Origin of the sequence: Pontixanthobacter gangjinensis, assembly GCF_009827545.1 — a bacterium.
GTDB lineage: Bacteria > Pseudomonadota > Alphaproteobacteria > Sphingomonadales > Sphingomonadaceae > Pontixanthobacter > Pontixanthobacter gangjinensis.
In genome coordinates, this window is the sequence record NZ_WTYS01000001.1 from 1,428,732 (window position 1) to 1,447,457 (window position 18,726).

18 protein-coding genes are annotated in these 18,726 nt (G+C 55.8%); 7 read left to right on the top strand and 11 right to left on the bottom strand.

Features of this window, described 5'->3' with window-relative positions; translation table 11 throughout:
- Positions 1 to 63 precede the first annotated feature (63 nt).
- The 10 genes from GRI36_RS06725 to GRI36_RS06770 all read right to left on the bottom strand — a co-directional run bounded on the left by GRI36_RS06725 (position 64) and on the right by GRI36_RS06770 (position 8,387).
- A complete protein-coding gene (locus tag GRI36_RS06725) occupies positions 64 to 1,365 on the bottom strand; it encodes an APC family permease (protein WP_160597761.1) in 1,302 nt (433 codons plus the stop codon).
- A gap of 107 nt (positions 1,366 to 1,472) precedes the next feature.
- A complete protein-coding gene (locus GRI36_RS06730; protein ID WP_160597762.1) occupies positions 1,473 to 2,504 on the bottom strand; it encodes a PhoH family protein in 1,032 nt (343 codons plus the stop codon).
- Between the two features lie 103 nt (positions 2,505 to 2,607).
- The gene (gene miaB / locus GRI36_RS06735; RefSeq protein WP_160597763.1) at positions 2,608 to 3,948 is read right to left on the bottom strand and encodes a tRNA (N6-isopentenyl adenosine(37)-C2)-methylthiotransferase MiaB; all 1,341 of its coding nucleotides are present in this window, start codon (positions 3,946 to 3,948) and stop codon (positions 2,608 to 2,610) included.
- Positions 3,949 to 4,005: 57 nt separating this feature from the next.
- Positions 4,006 to 4,911: a lysophospholipid acyltransferase family protein gene (locus GRI36_RS06740; RefSeq protein ID WP_407985667.1), complete on the bottom strand. Its 906-nt coding sequence runs from the start codon at positions 4,909 to 4,911 to the stop codon at positions 4,006 to 4,008.
- Positions 4,908 to 5,342: a Fur family transcriptional regulator gene (locus GRI36_RS06745; RefSeq protein WP_160597764.1), complete on the bottom strand. Its 435-nt coding sequence runs from the start codon at positions 5,340 to 5,342 to the stop codon at positions 4,908 to 4,910. The genes GRI36_RS06740 and GRI36_RS06745 overlap by 4 nt, the downstream gene beginning before the upstream one ends.
- Before the next feature lie 101 nt (positions 5,343 to 5,443).
- The gene (locus GRI36_RS06750; RefSeq protein WP_160597765.1) at positions 5,444 to 5,884 is read right to left on the bottom strand and encodes a MucR family transcriptional regulator; all 441 of its coding nucleotides are present in this window, start codon (positions 5,882 to 5,884) and stop codon (positions 5,444 to 5,446) included.
- A 143-nt stretch (positions 5,885 to 6,027) separates the two neighbouring features.
- Positions 6,028 to 6,483 (bottom strand): GNAT family N-acetyltransferase, encoded by a 456-nt coding sequence (locus GRI36_RS06755; RefSeq protein WP_160597766.1) that lies wholly within the window; start codon positions 6,481 to 6,483, stop codon positions 6,028 to 6,030.
- 7 nt (positions 6,484 to 6,490) lie between these two features.
- Positions 6,491 to 7,111, bottom strand: coding sequence for a tRNA (adenosine(37)-N6)-threonylcarbamoyltransferase complex dimerization subunit type 1 TsaB (gene tsaB, locus GRI36_RS06760; RefSeq protein ID WP_160597767.1), 621 nt, complete (start codon positions 7,109 to 7,111; stop codon positions 6,491 to 6,493).
- A 53-nt stretch (positions 7,112 to 7,164) separates the two neighbouring features.
- Entirely contained in the window at positions 7,165 to 7,773 is a 609-nt protein-coding gene (locus GRI36_RS06765) for a malonic semialdehyde reductase (protein WP_160597768.1), read from the bottom strand.
- Between the two features lie 35 nt (positions 7,774 to 7,808).
- A complete protein-coding gene (locus tag GRI36_RS06770; protein ID WP_160597769.1) occupies positions 7,809 to 8,387 on the bottom strand; it encodes a NifU family protein in 579 nt (192 codons plus the stop codon).
- A 106-nt stretch (positions 8,388 to 8,493) separates the two neighbouring features.
- Here GRI36_RS06770 and GRI36_RS06775 point away from each other — a divergent pair, with 106 nt between their 5' ends.
- From GRI36_RS06775 to GRI36_RS06805, 7 genes are all read left to right on the top strand, one after another.
- Positions 8,494 to 11,484 carry a M16 family metallopeptidase gene (locus GRI36_RS06775; protein WP_160599106.1) on the top strand — a complete coding sequence of 997 codons (2,991 nt, stop codon included), beginning with the start codon at positions 8,494 to 8,496 and terminating at the stop codon, positions 11,482 to 11,484.
- Positions 11,485 to 11,636: 152 nt separating this feature from the next.
- Positions 11,637 to 13,010 carry a class II 3-deoxy-7-phosphoheptulonate synthase gene (locus GRI36_RS06780; protein ID WP_160597770.1) on the top strand — a complete coding sequence of 458 codons (1,374 nt, stop codon included), beginning with the start codon at positions 11,637 to 11,639 and terminating at the stop codon, positions 13,008 to 13,010.
- Between the two features lie 84 nt (positions 13,011 to 13,094).
- Entirely contained in the window at positions 13,095 to 14,336 is a 1,242-nt protein-coding gene (egtB, locus tag GRI36_RS06785; RefSeq protein WP_268893846.1) for an ergothioneine biosynthesis protein EgtB, read from the top strand.
- Complete coding sequence (egtD, locus tag GRI36_RS06790; protein ID WP_160597772.1) at positions 14,336 to 15,322, top strand: L-histidine N(alpha)-methyltransferase; 987 nt, start codon at positions 14,336 to 14,338, stop codon at positions 15,320 to 15,322. Before egtB ends, egtD begins: the two co-directional genes overlap by 1 nt.
- Positions 15,319 to 16,299 carry an NAD(P)/FAD-dependent oxidoreductase gene (locus GRI36_RS06795; RefSeq protein WP_328598360.1) on the top strand — a complete coding sequence of 327 codons (981 nt, stop codon included), beginning with the start codon at positions 15,319 to 15,321 and terminating at the stop codon, positions 16,297 to 16,299. The genes egtD and GRI36_RS06795 overlap by 4 nt, the downstream gene beginning before the upstream one ends.
- Before the next feature lie 68 nt (positions 16,300 to 16,367).
- Positions 16,368 to 17,054 carry a retropepsin-like aspartic protease family protein gene (locus GRI36_RS06800; protein WP_160597773.1) on the top strand — a complete coding sequence of 229 codons (687 nt, stop codon included), beginning with the start codon at positions 16,368 to 16,370 and terminating at the stop codon, positions 17,052 to 17,054.
- A 54-nt stretch (positions 17,055 to 17,108) separates the two neighbouring features.
- Entirely contained in the window at positions 17,109 to 18,002 is an 894-nt protein-coding gene (locus GRI36_RS06805; RefSeq protein WP_160597774.1) for a DUF1499 domain-containing protein, read from the top strand.
- Between the two features lie 43 nt (positions 18,003 to 18,045).
- Here GRI36_RS06805 and GRI36_RS06810 read toward each other — a convergent pair whose 3' ends face one another.
- On the bottom strand, positions 18,046 to 18,645 hold the full coding sequence (locus tag GRI36_RS06810; protein WP_160597775.1) for an SDR family oxidoreductase: 600 nt from the start codon (positions 18,643 to 18,645) through the stop codon (positions 18,046 to 18,048).
- Positions 18,646 to 18,726 lie beyond the last annotated feature (81 nt).

Consider the following 18,726-nt stretch of genomic DNA (forward strand, 5'->3'; position numbering starts at 1 on the left):
AAACGCAGCATACAAATGAAGATTTAGGGCCGGCGAATTTTCAGAACCGAGCACTGAGTGATGCTATGATTGCTGAACTTTAGGCAGTTTGCGTGCGACGCTATTCCTTGAGACAAAATAGAATATCGTTCCTATCGCTATCATCCCCGCCGTCGATAAAACTGCGGTCGCGGGAACTTGTATCGACATCCAGACGACCATGGCAGCAGCTACCGGGAAAACTACTAGCCACCGCGGGCCTATCGCATCCCTCAATCCCCGAAAATTGTTTTTCCAGAACACGCCGAAAGAGATCAGCACCAAGGCGAAAATGATCTGCTCAACAGCGACAAGCAAGGTTGCTAGTGTCGCGAACGAGCCGGATATAGCGATTAACATCACGAAAAGGCCGAATGACAAAATAGCATAATCTGGCGTTAGAAAACGGGGCGAAACATGGGCAAAAAAGCCTGGCAGCAGTTTCCGTTCGCTCATTCCCAAGAGGATGCGGGGATATACTATGAACCCTGTCAGTTGGTTGGTCGCAATCGAGAAAACCGCTGCAGCACTGATCATCACCGCGCCCCAATCCCCAAGCAGTTTTTGCGCGGCGGCAGCCAAAGGCGTGTCTTCAGGGCCAATATCGGGAGCAATGACAATATAGGCCCACTGAACCATGGCATAGAATATTGCCACGCCAGCCAGCGCCATAAAGATTGAACGATAGATGCTGGTGTGTGGGTCCTTTGTTTCACCGGCAGTTGTGGCTGCGGTTGCAAATCCGGAAAAAGCATACGCGATTAGCAGCGCAACCGATTCCAGCTCTGAAAAACTCGGCAATTCCGTGCCGGTGGGAATGCCATTCATACCGATGCCAAGCACGCAAAGAAGTACCAGCGGAGCAAGTTTGGCAATCGTGCCTATCCACACCCCGCCAAGAGACCGTTTTGTGCCGATCACGCTTAGAAATGTCATGAACGAAATCAGTGCAATGATTGTCACCGGACGAGCAATGGAGCCTCCGAAGAAAGGAAACAGGGCCGCCAGATAGGAAACAAGCACGTGAAAATTTGCCGCCCTGCCAGTACTGCTGGCGCAAATCACAAACCAGCCAACTTGAAAGCCAGTGTATTTCCCTAAGGCCGTTTCAACGTAGAGCTGACCGCCGCCGGACCTTTCAAATAGGGTCGATAACTTTGCGATGACCGCCGCCAGACAGGCCGTTGGGATCGCAAACAATATTATCGCAAATGGGGCATAGTTTCCAAGGCCAAGATACAGCAGGGCAGGTAGCGCAAAGATGCCAGCACCAATCATCCCATTTAAATTGAGAAGGCTCGCGCTCAAGACCCCGACTACGCGAGGCGGTGCTGCATTTCTTGTCATTGATCCCCCATTTGGAGGCTAGCTCAATGCCGTCAGCTTGGCAAAACATCACTTCAATTAATCTGGGTGCCTACTAGTGGGCCGTTAGCCGAGATAGCGTAAGTCCCTCAAGAATCCGGCCCCTCATATGCCTCGACAATCCGCCCCACGATCGGGTGGCGAACCACATCGGCGCGGGTGAAACGGGTGACGCCGATCCCTTCAACGCCTTCCAGCCGGCCGACCGCATCAATCAGGCCGCTCATGCGGTCACCGCCGGGAATGTCGACTTGCTTGGGATCGCCACAAACGACCATTCGGCTGTTCTCGCCGAAGCGGGTGAGAAACATCTTCATCTGTTCGCGGGTTGTGTTTTGTGCTTCGTCCAAGATGATGAAACTATCGGCCAGCGTCCGGCCGCGCATGAAGGCAATCGGAGCGATCTCGATTTCGCCGCTCGCCAATCGCCGTTCGACCTGCTCGGGCGGCATACAATCATACAGCGCATCGTATAGCGGCCGCAGATAGGGATCGACTTTCTCCTTCATATCACCGGGTAGGAAGCCAAGCTTTTCGCCGGCCTCCACGGCGGGGCGTGACAGGATAAGGCGCTGGACGCTGCCGGTGATCAGCTGGCTGACCGCCTGCGCCACCGCGACATAGGTCTTGCCGGTGCCCGCTGGCCCCAATGCAAATATCACATCCTCGCGCGCCAATTGCCGCATATAACTGGCCTGCGCTTTGCTGCGCGGCACGATTGTTTTGCGGCGGGTGCGGATCATGATCGGCGGAATATTGTCGCCACCATCGACAATTCCATCCAGCGTTGGTTCGTTGGTCATCGCGATAACCGATTCGATTGCGCCGCTATCCAGATCCTGTCCCTGCGCAAGCCGGTCATACAGCGATTGGAGAACATCGCGCGCCCGCGCAACGCTGTCTTCGGGCCCTTCGATATGCAGCGTGTCACCGCGTGCAGAAATGAATACGCCAAGGCGGTTTTCCACCTGCACCAGATTGGCATCAAATTGCCCGAATAACGGAACCAGCAGCGACTGGTTCTCGAACGACATATCTATCTGCGCCCGGCGGACTTCGCGCTGCGGGATCGGGTCTGGTGACAAGGCCGGATCAGCGGCCTTAGAGGGTTTTCGTCCCATGTATTCCTTTCAAGTTCAATTCCGAATGTAGGCGCATCGTGGCGCGAGGCAAGCGGTCGCAGAACGCGAAACGGTGGAAATTTATAGGGACCGGGCGATTTCCTCAGGTATTAATGGGTTCGCGAAGGACTGCACCGAGAGAGTTCTGGCCCGCTTGGATAAGTTCAGCAGTCACAATATCGCCAATGGCGGCGTCTCCAGTAAAGTGGACGGATTGCAACCAAGGTGATTTGCCCAGCCATTGGCCGTCCATCTTGCCCTTGCGTTCGACCAGAACTTCGCAAGTCTTGCCGATGCTCGCATCGTTAAATGCCTGTTGGTCGCGGCGGATAGATGCTTGCAACCGTTGCAGACGTTCATCCATCATTTCGGGCGCGACTTGATCGTCCATCGTCGCCGCAGGTGTACCCGGGCGGGGCGAGTATTTGAAGCTGTAGGCCTGTGCATAGCCGACCGCATCGACAATCTTCAAAGTATCTTCGAACTCGGCTTCGGTTTCGCCCGGGAAGCCTACAATGAAATCGCCCGACAGCGCCAGATCGGGCCGCGCTGTGCGGAATCGTTCTAGCAATTTGAGGTAGCTTTCCGCTGTGTGGCTGCGGTTCATTGCCTTCAAAATGCGGTCATTACCACTTTGCACGGGCAAATGCAGGTAAGGCATCAGCTTTTCAACTTCGCCATGCGTATTGATGAGCTCGTCATCCATATCGGCGGGGTGGCTGGTGGTGTACCGGATGCGTTTGAGATCCGGATTTTTGGCTATTTCGCGGATCAATCCCGCCATGCCCAAGGCGCGTCCTTTATCGTCCTCGCCGGTCCACGCACTGACATTCTGGCCAAGCAACGTAATCTCTTTCGCGCCTGCCTCAGTCAGCCTCTTCGCTTCATCGACTAACGCGCTGTAGGGCCGCGAAATTTCTGCGCCTCTGGTATAAGGCACTACGCAATAGGTGCAGAATTTATCGCAGCCTTCCTGAATGGTCAGAAATGCCGAAGGAGCCGATTTGCGCCGCTGGGGCAGGGCTGCAAACTTCGCGTCGGCGGGCATGTCGGTATCGGTCGAACGGATGCCTTTGGCGGCTTTGTCGATCATCCCGGGTAACCGGTGGTAAGCTTGCGGTCCGACGACCATCGAAACGGCAGGCGAGCGCGTCATTATCTCTTCGCCCTCTGCCTGCGCGACGCAGCCAGCTACTGCAATCATCGGCGCGACCTTCTGTGTCTTGCCCTTGGTCAGGCGGCCAATGTCGGAATAGACTTTTTCGGCAGCTTTTTCGCGGATGTGGCAAGTGTTGAGGACAACCAGATCAGCATCTTCGCCCTCGGGTGCGGGGCTCATGCCCTTTTCGGCGAGCATTTCGCCCATTCGCTCGCCATCATAGACATTCATCTGGCAGCCGAAGCTCTTGACCCGGTAGGTCTTTGGGGGAGTGGTCTGTTTCATGAGCCGCAGCCCTTAGGCGAATGCGGCGGCGGGTTCAATCCAAGTCGGAAAGCCGCTTTATTCCATTTCCATGTATTTTTCTGGCCGATCGGCATTTTCGGCGGAGACACCGTTCTTGGGTGCAGCATAGCGAATCGGAACAACATCATGCTTGAATTCGCGTAGTGGCTGGCCAAGCGCGGTAAGCAGTGCCGCTTCGATTGCGGCGCGGGCGCGAGCACCAACAGCCTTGCGGCCGCGGAATTCTTCGGGGCTAAAGGGTTCGAGGAAGTGCAATCTCAGTTCGAAAGTGCCCTTTCGTGAGAGTACACGCTTGGCATTATTGATACCGCTTTCATCGCCGACCCAGCCCAATTCCTCGCCAATTTCTTTGCCATAATCGATCAGCACCGGCTGCACGAGCACTTCCTTTGGCGGCGGCTCCAGCACACTTAGCATTGAGGTTTTGAACGGCAGCAGTGATTGCCCGTCTGTGGTCGTACCTTCGGGAAAGACAGTGACCGACCAATTATCCTCAAGCGCCTCGCGTAACGAATTAATCTGTTCGGCCACGCCAAGCCGGTTCTCGCGCTTTACATGAACGGTGCGGTTCAGGCTGCATAACCACCCGATTACCGGGACTTGGCTGAGCTCGTACTTGGCAACGAAAGCTGTCCCGCTCGCGCCTGAAAGCGCAAGAATGTCGAGCCATGAGACGTGGTTGGCGATGAAGAATACGTCGCGCCGCAGCGGTGTGCCGATCTTGGTGGTCTTGGCCCCCGCAACGCGCCCGGCATATCGCAGAAACAACATCGGGAAAGGCGAACCATATTTGAAAATCCGGTAAGCATAATGCAGCGGCACGAATACAATCAACAAACCGATAAGGCACATGACCCGGATTAAAAATCGCACCCAGCCCATCGAGGAAAGTGGGGTTTCCTCCCCGCGCTCGGCAGCGGCGCGAAGTTCGCTATCAATCAACCCTCTTGGTCCTTGGCACGGCCCAGCTTCACACCGTAAAGTTCCATCCGGTGGTCGACCAATCGGTAACCGAGTTTTTCAGCGATGGTTTTCTGCAAAGCCTCAAGCTCGGGATCGACAAATTCGACGACATCGCCGCTTTCGACATCGATCAAATGGTCATGGTGCGCCTCGGGCGCGGCTTCGTAACGAGCACGTCCGTCACCGAAATCATGTCGATCAAGGATGCCGGCTTCTTCAAACAAACGAACGGTCCGGTATACGGTCGCGATGGAGATCTTAGGATCGATGGCGGAAGCGCGTTCATGCAGCAGCTCCACATCTGGGTGGTCGTCGCTTTCCGATAGGACGCGGGCGATTACCCGCCGCTGTTCGGTAATGCGGAGGCCGCGATCTGCACAAAGCTGTTCAAGGTCGATCCGTTGTTGCACTAACTGTCCTTGAATTTAGGCGTGTGATTGGTTCGCCAAAAAGAAAACGCCCCGACGCCTTAGAGGCACGGGGCGATCTTCTCAAGTTCGCATAATTGGCCTTAGGCGGACTTTTTCCTGCGGCCGCGTTTTTGGCCGGGTTTGCGACCAAGGCCAATTTTCTTGGCCAGATCGCGCCGAGTTGCGGCATAGTCGGGCGCGACCATCGGATAATCCGCAGTCAGGCTCCAGCGATTGCGATATTCGTCAATCGTTAAGCCGTGTTCGGTCATCAAATGGCGCTTGAGCATCTTCATCTTCTTGCCACAATCGAGGCAGACAATGTGATCTTTCTTAACCGAAGAGCGGATCGACACCGCCGGATCGGGCAGTTCTTCGACAGGGTCCTCATCCTGTCCAAGACTGGCAAGCGCGCCATAAATGCTGGTGATTAGCGAAGGCACTTCGCTGCCATCGACATTGTTGTTACTGACATGCGCAGCAACTATGTCGGAAGTCAGCGTAATCAGCGTTTCCTTCATATCCTCGTCAAAATTGTCCATGTTGTCCTCATCAAGTGTGCGACCACTTCATTATTTCCGCTTATTACGGATATGATTCGTTATGAACTTGATTTTCTTAACGGGCAAGAGTGTCAACCAAAATCAATCGGCCAAGAGATTGCACAAACTCAAAAAAGTCCTCGTTAAAGGGATTTTCCGTAAGTAATTGCGTCAATCCGCTCCCCATTTGAGGCGCGATAATAGTCTTTTCTTCGACCAATCGGTTGAAAGCCGAATGCTTCGTACAGCTTTCGTGCCGGATTGTTTGCGCGCATCTCCAAAAAGATACGCTCTGCCTGCCGCAATTTGGCGCCGTGTTCGAATAAAGTTAGCAATTTGCGTCCCAAGCCTTGCCCGCGAAATTGCGGCAGAACGCCGACGAGCAGCAATTCTTCTTCGCCCGGTGCCGCACGGGTTAGCGCAAATCCTGCAGCTTCCTGACTGCCAGATGGAGCGTTTCCGTCCGCTCCGACAAGATAATACCATGTTGTCGGAAGTATCAACGAGGCGGACAATTGCCGTCTGTTCCAAGCCTCGCCATAGGCAGGGTCGAATGCCTGTTCCATCACCTGCATAATCCGGTCAGTATCATCTAACATACGGTGGCTATCTCTGGGGAAGCTTCGCGTCGGGAGCGCGGCCGTAAAGCGGGGTTAGAATTTCTGTCAGGTGGAATGGATTAAGCAAAGGAAAGTACCGCGCCTCTGGCAACAAATTGAGCGCAGTCGCTTCGCCGCCAAGTAATTCAGCTAAGTCAGTCGCCCGGTTGCCTGCGATGATGCTGTGCTTCGCTTCGGCTCGCGCTTGCGCTGGTGCCAGCGACCGAACCCCGTCTTCAGGTCTCAACGATTTATCGAAATTCTGAATGAACCATTCGCCGTGGCCGCCGTTCATGCACACAGTTACGGGCCGCATTGCCGGTTGCCATGTTCGCGCTGCGACTAGCGCGAGCGTTGGGAAGCCGAGAACGTTTGCTTGCCATGCAATCGCCAGCGCGCGTGCGGCCGCAAGCCCAATCCTTAATCCGGTAAAGCTGCCAGGGCCGAGCGAGACTCTAATGCAGTCCGCCCGGCCCTTCTCGGGCAATTCGGCAATCATCGGAACTAGCCGCTCAGCATGGCCGCGCCCCAGAATCTCATGTCGATGTGCGATCAAGGAGTGCTTTTCTCCTTCAAACAAAGCCACCGAACAGGCTTCAGTCGTTGTTTCTATCACCAAGGTTCGCATGATGTGGGCCCGTTGCCACGGAGAGCCTGGCTACCGCAAGCGTTTCCGCCAAATTAAGCGAGCCGGTTGAACTTCTCGAAGTCAGGGCGAGGGCTGCGATCAAAGATTGTCGACGGATCGCCATAACCAATCGAGCAGACCCAATCGGCTTTAACCTTTGGCTCATCAGCAAAAAATTCTTTGGTAATTGCATCGAGATCGACACCCGACATAGGGCCGCAATCGAGGCCGATGGCGCGCGCTGCAAGCATCAAATAAGCGCCCTGCAGTGCCGAGTTGCGGAACGCGCCCTCTTTGCGTCCCTCTTCATCACCTTCGAACCAGCTTTTTGCATCGGTGTGCGGGAACAACCACGGCAACTCTTCATGGAAATCGACGTCATAGCCAATGATGACTGTTACTGGCGCCGCCTTGATTTTGTCCTTGTTGCCGTCGGATGCCATGCTTGCGAGCTTGTCCTTGGCTTCTTGCGAGCGAACCCACACAAACCGGCCGGGTTGCATATTGGCCGATGTCGGGGCCATTTTCAGCAAATCGTAAATATGGCGAATTTGCTCTTCGCTAACTTCCTTGACTTGCCAGCCATTATAGGTGCGCGCCTCATTAAACAGTTGGTCGAGCGCGGCAGGTGTCAAAACATTGTCATGGAATTGCTTGGTCATAAAATCCTCTGAAGTCGGTTCGGGATGCCTGAAAATCAGGCTGCACGAACTTCAACGACTTCAGGCACATAATGTTTCAACAAACCTTCAATTCCGTGTTTGAGGGTCGCAGTCGACGACGGGCAGCCTGAACACGCGCCTTGCATGGTCAGATAGACGATGCCGTCCTTGAACCCGCGATAGGCAATGTCACCGCCATCACCCGCGACCGCTGGGCGAATTCGCGTTTCAAGCAGTTCGTTGATCTGCGCGACGATATCCGCATTTTCTGGGTCATCTTCGACCACCATGTCATCATCCGATGGGACCAGAATGCCCGATGCGTCTCCGCCAATGAACAAAGGGGCTTCAGAGACATAATGATCGAGCAGGATCGAAACTACCTGCGGCTTCAGCGCGGACCAATCCACGCCCGGTGCCGCAGTGACTGAAATAAAGTCGCTTCCGAAGAAGACGATGGTCACTTCGCCCGTATCAAAAATTGCCTGCGCAAGCGGTGAAGCTTCGGCAGCCTCGGGCGAGGCAAATTCGCGTGTACCGCTGGGCATCACATGCTGTCCCGGCAGGAATTTAAGCGAGGACGGGTTCGGGGTTGTTTCGGTCTCTATAAACATGCTCTTGATGTAGGCGCCCTGCGCCTCGCTCACAAGGGCGGTCTGGAGAGCATTTCTTCGCCGCTATTCACTATCGCTTCATATCTTGGCCCCCTATATGCTGCGTATGATCAGATTTTCGCGCGCAATGCGTTCTTCCGCCCTGGTTCTGCCTTTCTTGCTTCTGACCCCGCAAGCAGTGGCGCAGCAGACCGTTTCTGTTCCCGCGATAGAGACCGCGCTGCCCGCGCCGCAGGATTTGCAAACCGGCAATAAGACACCGTGGATCTACGAAGGCAGCGATGTTCCGCGTGACGAGGAATGGCTGTTTGGCGCGATGGACAACGGTCTGCGCTATGCAACCCGCGAAAACGGTGTTCCGCCCGGTCAGGTGTCTATCCGTATCCGGATCGACGCCGGGTCAATCCACGAAGAGGACAACGAACGCGGCTTTGCGCATTTGCTCGAACACCTCAGCTTCCGCGAAAGCAAATATCTGGCGCAAGGCGAGGCGATCCCGACTTGGCAGCGGCTTGGTGCGAGTTTTGGCAGCGACACCAATGCAGAGACCAGCCCAACGCATACGGTCTATAAGTTGGACCTGCCCGACGCCTCTCCCGCCGCCTTGGAAGAAAGCTTTAAACTGCTCGCCGGGATGATGCGTGAACCGGTTTTGTCGACCGAGAATTTGGCCGCTGAAGTGCCCATTGTGCTGGCCGAAAAGCGTGAGCGCGGTGGCCCCGGAATGCGCGTCGCAGAACAATCGCGGGCAAATTTGTTTGCGGGGCAGAGGCTTGCAGAACGCTTGCCGATCGGAACCGAAGCGACGCTGAAGGGTGCCACAGCGGAGGCGATGCAGGCCTTCCATGATCGCTGGTATCGTCCTGAAAACACCGTGATCTCGGTTGCGGGTGATTTTGACCCGATAATTTTTGCGTCTCTGGTTGAAAAATATTTCAGCGATTGGGAAGGCAAAGGACCGCTCACGCCCGCACCTGATTTTGGCGATCCGGTAGCGCCTGCCGGGGCTGATCCGGCCAATCCGGTTGGCGAAACTCTGGTCATGGTAGAGCCCGATTTGCCGCGCAGTTTCACCTATGCCTATTTGCGGCCTTGGCGGCTTGTCGATGATACCATTGTCTATAATCAAGGCCGGCTGGCCGATCAGCTCGCGCTGGCGATCATCCAGCGCCGACTTGAATCGCGGGCAAGGGCGGGCGGTTCATTTCTTTATGCTTCGGTGGAGCAAGATAAAGTCAGCCGCTCGGCCGATCTGACATTGATCTCCTTCGCGCCAATAACCGATAATTGGCAAGCGGCGCTGGTCGATGTTCGGGCGATCATCGCCGATGCCTTGGCAACCGCGCCATCGCAGGACGAGATCGACCGTGAGGCCGAGCAGTACGAAACCATCTTTGCCAGTCTGGTCGAACAGCGGGCTGTAATGCCCGGATCCGGCCTTGCCGATGAATTGATCGGTGCGGTAGATATTCGTGAAGCGGTTGCTGCGCCCGAAACCTTCGTTGATGTCTTCAAGGGAGTGAAGGATAATGTCACGCCGCAAGAAATTCTTGAACGAACCCGCCGCTTATTTGCAGGTGATGTTATCCGATCGACATATGTCACTCCGGTTGCAGGCGAGGCCAGCGAGGCCGCGATTCAATTGGCACTCAAAACCAGTGTCGAGCCAAATACCGGCGCGCGCCTGGCGTCCAAACCGATCTCGTTTGAAGAGTTGGCGCCTGTCGGCAGACCCGGCGAACTGGTGTCCTTGGGAAGTCTTGGCTTGCAAGGCGTGACCAGAGTTGAATTTGCTAATGGCACAACCGCGATCCTCTCGCCCACTCAGGCTGAGCCAGGACGGGTTTCTGTGCGACTCAATTTTGGCGCCGGTTACCGCGCGTTTGGCGAAGAAGACGGAGCCTATATTGCCTTGGGTGAGGCAGCGCTTATCAGCTCCGGCCAAGGAACCTTGGGGCAAGAAGAATTAGACCGCATTTCCAATGGCCGCGTAATGGGCTTCGACTTTGGCATCGACAGTTCGCAGTTCACTTTCAGCGCGCAGACGCGTGAGGCCGACCTGGAAGATCAACTCTATTTGTTCGCGAATAAGCTGGCGGAGCCGCGCTGGGATCCAAACCCGGTAATCCGTTCAAAGGCCGCGCAGCAATTGGCTTATGAAAGCTACGCAACCAGCCCCGGCGGTGTGTTGTCGCGTGATCTTGAATATCTGCTTCGCAACAAGGATGGCCGTTTCAAAACCGCTGATGCGCAGGACCTAGCGGCTGCCACGCCAGAAGGTTTCCGCAAAGTGTGGGAACCGATATTGGCGCAGGGTAAGGTCGAAGTGCTGATATTCGGCGATTTCAATGAAACCGATGCAATATCGATGCTGTCGCGGACGATCGGCGCGATCCCGCCGCGCACATCAATTGCCGCCGAGGTGCTTGCGCGTGTACCTGAGTTTCCCGCTGCGGGCACAGCAACCGTGGTCAGAACCCATCGCGGCGATGCCAATCAGGCGGCTGTGGTTATGGCCTGGCCAACCGGCGGCGGCGTCAACGGGCTGCCTGAATCGCGCCAGCTTGAAATACTCACCAGCTTGTTCACCAATCGGCTGATAGATGCGATGCGCGAACGGGCAGGAGCGAGCTATTCACCGCAAGTCGTCACCAATTGGCCGGTCGATCTCGATGCAGGCGGACGCATCACTGCCTTCGCGCAATTGAAGCCCGAAGATGTGCCGGTGTTCTTCGCCGCAGCCGATGCAATTGCGAAGGATCTCGCTGTAAACCCACCGAGCGCAGACGAGCTCGCACGCACTACCGAGCCGCTCAAGCAATTGGTCAGCCGTTCGATGACCGGCAATCTTTTCTGGCTGTACCAGATTGAAGGGTCGAGCCGCGATCCGCGCCGCCTGTACCATTTGCAGACAATATTGACCGATTACAGCGTGACAACACCCGAGCGGATGCAGGCCTTGGCGCAAAAATATCTGAATGCGCGCCCGGGCTGGCGGATGGCAATAATCCCTGAAGGCCAGACGCTTGCAACTTCGGCCGAAGATGCTTCGCCCGCCCGCATTCGCGCGGTTCCGCCACGCGAGACGGGCCGCTAGTCGCCCGCACCTATACGTTAGGGTCTGCGAAGCGAGGCTTTGGCGACCTCAATCTATGCTGTGCTTGCATGGCGCTGTCGTTTGCTATTGAGTATAGACGATAAATCAACTGCCCCTTTGCGGGTAGAACAAGACAAGCGAAAGCAGGACAATTGGCAGATAAATGGACCCCCGATAGCTGGAAGTCGCACGAAGCTAGGCATTTGCCGCGCTATGAAGATGCGCGGGCACTGGCGGATGCGGAACACACTTTGGCCAATTATCCGCCACTGGTTTTCGCCGGTGAAGCGCGTGCATTGAAACGTGATCTGGCAGACGTTGCGCAGGGCAAAGCGTTTCTGTTGCAAGGCGGCGACTGCGCTGAAAGCTTCGCTGAATTTCACCCCAACAACATCCGCGACACGTTCCGCGTGCTGCTGCAAATGGCGGTCGTGCTGACCTATGCGGGCAAAGTGCCGGTTGTGAAAGTTGGTCGGATGGCAGGCCAATTTGCCAAGCCGCGCAGCAGCGATACCGAAACGCAAGGCGATGTCACTTTGCCGAGCTATTTCGGCGATAATGTCAACGGAATCGAGTTTGATCCCGTTCAGCGCCGGAATGATCCGGAGAGGATGGTTCGCGCCTATTCTCAGGCGGCCTCGACGCTCAACCTTCTGCGCGCATTCGCCGGCGGCGGTTATGCCAACTTGCGCCAGGTCCACCAATGGACTCTCGATTTTATGGGCCGCAGCCCGTGGGCGGATAAGTTCGCGCTCACCGCAGACCGGATTGGCGAGGCACTTGATTTTATGGAGGCTTGCGGCGTCGACCCGAACACTGTCCCGCAATTGCAAGGTACCAGTTTCTTTACCAGCCACGAGGCTTTGTTGCTGCCTTATGAGCAGAGCATGGCGCGGCAGGATTCGCTTACTGGCGATTGGTATGACACAAGCGCGCATATGCTGTGGATCGGCGACCGGACCCGCTTTGAGGGCAGTGCGCATATCGAATTTGCGCGCGGGATTGGTAACCCGCTGGGCATGAAAGTTGGCCCGTCGATGGAACCTGACGCACTGATCCGCTTGCTCGATACGCTCAACCCCAATCGCGAAGCTGGCCGGATCACGCTGATCAGCCGGTTTGGCCATGATAAAGTTGAGGCTGGCTTACCCAAGCTGGTCCGAGCAGTGCAGGCGGAGGGCCATCCGGTCGTATGGTCGTGCGACCCGATGCACGGCAATGTCGTTAAAGCCGAAAGCGGCTATAAAACCCGTCCCTTCGACCGCATCTTGAGCGAAGTGAAGGGCTTTTATGCCGTGCACCGGGCCGAGGGCAGTCATGCTGGCGGCATTCATATTGAAATGACTGGGCAGGATGTAACAGAATGCGTCGGCGGCGCTGTTGCGATTACCGACGAAGCATTGGGAGACCGCTATCATACACATTGCGACCCGCGTTTGAATGCGGCGCAATCGCTCGAATTGGCATTTTTGCTGGCTGAGATGATGACGATGGAGGCGGGGCAAGCTCAGGCAAACGCTGCCTGACTTTAGATAATCCTGATGCAGGCCTTTCAAATGTAACGCTATTCCGCCACTGTGTGAAAAACGCTTTGCATAAGAAAGAATCCCTTGCTCAAGACAGCCACCCCCCGGAAAAGACAAATCGGAGCGCGCCTTGCGGACCGGTTCCGATCTACGCGGGCAATGACGGAGTTGCTGATCGCCCCTTTGTCGGAAGCTGACGCGGTTTTACAGTCGATGGAGGATGCCTCGCCTGCTAAATGGCATCTGGGGCATACCAATTGGTTCTTCGAAACTTTCCTTCTGCGCGACCATATGCCGGATTACCGGCTGCATAATGACCGCTGGCCGTTCCTGTTCAATTCCTATTACGAGGCGGAAGGCGAACGGATCGGGCGGTTTGCACGCGGTATGCTTTCCCGGCCTACGGTTGAGGAGATTCTGAATTGGCGCAATGCGGTCGACGAAGCGATGGAGCCGCTGCTCGATGACCCGCGTTTTACCGATCTGATTGAACTGGGTATCGCGCATGAACAGCAGCATCAGGAATTGATGCTGACCGACATTAAACATGCTCTGTTCCAAAACCCGCTCGGCCCGGCGATGTTTGAATGTTCCGGCACCTATGCCTGCAGCTATCAGGACGAGGACCATTCCTATATCCACCATGGAGGTAGCGTGCAGATCGGCCATGATGGCGCTGGATTTGCCTACGATAATGAAGGGCCACCGCATCAGGTCATCCTAACTCCGTTCGAGCTTGGGCGTCGGCTGGTCAATAATGGCCAATGGCAGGACTTCATTGACGATGGCGGGTATCGCAATTCTGCGCTGTGGTTGTCCGATGGATGGGCCTGGGTGCAAAAAAATGCGATTTCCGCTCCGCTCTATTGGCATGAAAATGACCAGTTTAGCCATTATGGGTGGGTGAAACGCCATGCGGCCCAGCCGGTCACCCATATCTCTTTTTATGAGGCAGATGCTTACGCTACTTGGGCCGGAGGCCGTCTGCCGACCGAATTTGAATGGGAGGTGATTGCGCGGGAACAAGATACCGCTCCTACAAGCAATCAGATGGACGGAACCGAGCATTTGCTACCCGAAGGCCATGCTGATCTGTTCGGCGATTGCTGGCAATTTACACGCAGCGCATATCTGCCCTATCCCCGTTTCCAGCCTGCCGAGGGCGCTATCGGCGAATATAATGGCAAATTCATGAGCGGACAGGTGGTGTTGCGCGGGGCCAGCTGCGCCACTGCGCGCGGCCATTCGCGCGCTTCCTATCGCAATTTCTTCTATCCGCATCAGCGGTGGCAATTTACCGGGCTGCGGCTCGCCAAGGATATCTAATGGCCTCTTCGCAAGGATTATCGCTCGTCGAGAAAGACGAAGACGGCATTAGCCGAGATTTCCGGGAGGCTGTGCTGGCCGGCTTGTCCGAAACGCAGAAGGCCATTCCTGCGCGCTGGCTCTATGATGATGCAGGCTCGCAATTGTTCGAGGATATTACAAAGCTTCCCGAATATTATCCGACCCGTGCAGAGACGGAAATTTTGACCGAACGCGGCGCAGAATTTGCTAGCGCTATCGGGCCAGGTCGCGCTGTGGTAGAATTTGGTTCGGGCAGTTCGGTCAAGACACCTTTGTTGCTCGAAAATATCGAACCGGCTGCGTACGTGCCGCTTGATATCGCGGGTGATTTCCTGCGCGTCTCAGCGGCGGAGTTGTCCGCCAAATTTCCAGGTCTGCCGGTCTATCCGGTCGAAGCAGACTTCATGCGCCGGGTAATTTTGCCTAACGATATCGAGCAGATTCCCAAGCTCGGTTTTTTCCCTGGTTCGACAATTGGCAACATGGTCCCGCGTACCGCGGTCGATTTGTTGCGTACTATGCGAGAGACTTTGGGTGAAGGCTCGCAGCTCTTAATCGGAATGGATTTGATCAAAGCGCCTGAGATTTTGGAAGCTGCCTATGACGATGCTGCCAAGGTTACAGCAGATTTTAATCTCAATCTGGCGCGGCGGATAAACCGCGAGTTGGACGGTTCGATTGATTTGGAGAAGCTGTCTCACATCGCGCGGTGGAATGATGATTATGCCCGGATAGAAATGCATCTTCAGGCGAACGAAGATTTCGATTTTACGGTCGCAGGGCAGAGGTTCGCGATGAAAGCGGGCGAAACGATCCATACTGAGAACAGCCATAAATTTGATCGGCGCAGCAGCAATATTCTGTTGTTGGCGGGCGGTTGGGCTCCGGTAAGCAGATGGACTGATGAACAAGGCCGGTTTTCGCTCATACTAGCTGAAGCAAGCATTCCTCGGAGCGCCCCGTGACCCGCAACAGCATCGCGATAATCGGCGGGGGTATGGCGGGACTTTCCTGCGCAACCGAGCTCGCAAAATATGGTGTTCAGCCAGTAATTTTCGATAAGGGTCGCGGTCCGGGCGGCAGAATGGCAACGCGCAGGGCTGAACTGGGCACCGAATTAGGCACCAAATTAGGTCAAAATACGCTGCATTTCGATCACGGCGCACAATATTTCACTGCGCGCGACCCTAGCTTTACCGCTACTGTCGGCAAATGGCTGGTGCGCGGCGCTGCATCATCTTGGCCAGCGGCAGGTGACAATTCCTATGTCGGGGTGCCGGGTATGAACGGCCCGCTAAAACTGATGGCGCGCGATCTGGGTGTGCGCTGGGGCGAACGCGTCGATAGGATCGAGCGAAACGATGGCTTGTGGGCATTGACGTTGGGTGAGGCGGTCGAGCACTATGCTCAATGCGTCATTGCGGTACCAGCCGAGCAAGCGGCCAACCTCTTGGCCGGAAACGCGCCGGTTTTTGCCGAACAGGCCGTAGCGGTCCAATCCTCGCCGTGCTGGGCGCTCATGGTGTCATTTGATGCGCGCTTGCCGATTGATAGTGACGTAATGCGCAGCACCGTTGGCGGCATCGCATGGGCGGCTCGCAACAGCGCGAAGCCCGGGCGCGGCGGCCCTGAGAGCTGGGTGATTCATGGATCCGCAGAATTATCGCGCGAAATTCTGGAACAGGAGGCGTCTGATGCCTCGGCTCGATTGTTGCGCGAGTTTTTCGCTCAAGCGGAAATTGAGCCGATTGAGCCAGTACATTTGGCGGCACATCGTTGGAGGTTCGCCAAGGCGGGTAAGTCTGACGGGCCACCATCTCTATGGGACAATGCTATCAAATTGGGCGTTGCGGGCGATTGGTTGATAGAGCCGAGAGTGGAAGCTGCTTGGCTTTCGGGTCGCGCGCTGGCTGAACAAATCCTCGAATCTTTTCAGCGGTAATTCGCCCTTCAATAATTGAATCTCCTCCGTTCATGGACGCGAAGGCACGCGGCGCCTATATCATATGAATGGAAGACGCAGGCGCTCTGGCCAATATCTTTGATGCAGCCGCTGGGGTAATCCGCGAAGTGCCGCGCTCCGGCTTGTTGCTTGCGACTCTGATCGCGTTGGCCGCAGGCTTTATCGGTGCGATGATGGTCCGGTTCAAGGTGCCTATGGGCCGGTTTATCCGGTCAGGTAGCACGTTTGTGCTGGTCGGTGTTTTGGTGACGGTAGTGCTGCAACTTTCACGGTTTGACCCGCGGATTGATCTGGCGTTGCCCGATTTGGGTCTGCCTGAACAAACTGTTGAGGGCGGCGAGACACGCATTCCCTTGGCCTCTGACGGCCATTTCTGGTTGCAGGCGGAAGTCAACGGGGAGCCGGTCAGGTTCATGATCGATACGGGCGCGACTTTGACTGCGGTTTCCGCCGATGTGGCAGACCGTGTCGGACTGGAGCCACGACGCGGCGGCATTCCTGTTCGGCTAAACACCGCCAATGGCTCGATTTCGGCTGAAATCGCCACGGTTGATGAAATTCGCTTCGGCAGTGTTGCGGCGCGGGGGCTTGATGCAGTTATTGCGCCGAATATGGGCGATACGAGCGTTATCGGGATGAATTTGCTGTCGCGGCTGAAGGGCTGGCGGGTCGAAGATAATGTCATGATCCTCACGCCGAACAATCCGCAGCCTGCACTCGAAACAGGTCAGTAAATTTTTCCAAGCTTGCGAGCGCGCAAATGCTGGTGCATCTAGCGGTTCATGAACATGCTTAGAAAATTGCCACGCTTTGCGCTGGTCCTCGCCATTCTCCTCGTTCTGTGGTTCGCGGTCGCGATGTTCGGCGCGAAATTCGGTATTATCGACAAGCTGTTTGCTTTCGGCACGATGACAGCCGCCTGGGGTTCCATGATGGCTATGGGGCTTGCGGTTATCGCGGTGATTGCCCTGCTGGTGGCATTGCTGGTGAAACCGCGTTCGGGTTGGCTGGCTGCCTTGATTGCGCTGATTATTCCGCTCGCGGTGCTGGGCGGTTTTAACCAATTGCGCGAACAAGCGGGCTCGGTACCGTTTATCTACGACATCACTACCAACACAGCAGACGCTCCGATGTATTCGGACGCACTAGTGAAGGCGCGGACTGATAGCGGCGAAAACGTGAATCCTCTGCTGGACTTTAATAGTCCGCTAGGCACCTATGAAAAGTGGGCTGAGAATGAGGAACTTGCAGCCAAAACGGCGGCGCAACTGATTTCTGAAGGGTACCCTGACCTCAAGACGCTGATTGTGGCGCAATCGCCCGATAACGCGCTGAAAGCTGTAAAAGAGGCGATGGAAATGCGCGGATTCGAAAACGTGACCGCCGATGAGAAAGCAGGCACAGTCGAAGGCACTGCGGTGGTGTTCTGGTATGGTTTCGAGGATGATATCGTCGCTCGTATCCGCCCGGCGGACTCAGGGGCGAGCATTGATTTTAGATCAACCTCGCGGGTTGGCACCAGTGACCTTGGCGTAAATGCCGAGCGTATCGCTGACCTTAGCGCAGCGGTTAGCGACCGGTTGGCGAGTCAATCACCGGAGATTGAGGTTGCGGTTCCAAAAGAGGAAGCGGTTGCACCGACACCGACACCGGCACCAGCGACGGAACCGGAATCGGAGTAATAATCAAAGGGCGGACCGGATTACTCGAGCCCGCCCGTTCTGATTATTCAACCGATTGCATCGCTAGCGTTTTTCCTAGCAAGTCGGGATCATCGACTGCTCGAATAAGGAGCGCCGCAACATCACCGCGAGCGGCTTCGCCATTGGGGTCGACTTCATCACCAAGAACGTAATGGCGGTCACCATCTTCTTCGGTAAGAGCAACCGGGCGCAGAATTGTGTAATCCAGTCCTGACGACTTGAGATGCTGGTCGGCGTCGTGTTTGGCCTGCATGTAATGGGCCAAATCGCTCTCAGGATCGGGATCGCCTGCACCGAAAGAGCTGAGCATCACAAACCGATTCACACCGTGCTTTTTTGCATTGTCGACGAGCGCCTTTGCACCATCGCGATCAACCTTGTCGGTCATTTCCTTGCCACTCCCGCCGCCCGAACCAGCAGCGAAAATAACCGCATCGATATTTTCGCACAAATCATCAGAAATCTTGGTTAGATCGCCCGCTCTGGTTTGTGTTCCGGTCGGTAGACCGGCTGTGTCGGAGCCTTCGCGAACCATAGCGATTGGATGGTGGCCCTGCTCAGTCATCTGGCTGACAATTCGTAAACCTGTATTGCCGGTCGCTCCGGCGATAAGAATCTGCATATTTCGCTCCTGTCGAATAGTGCGGGTTTGGCGCCAATTGACGCATTCACGCAGGTTCAACGGTCGGGTTGCCTAATCGTT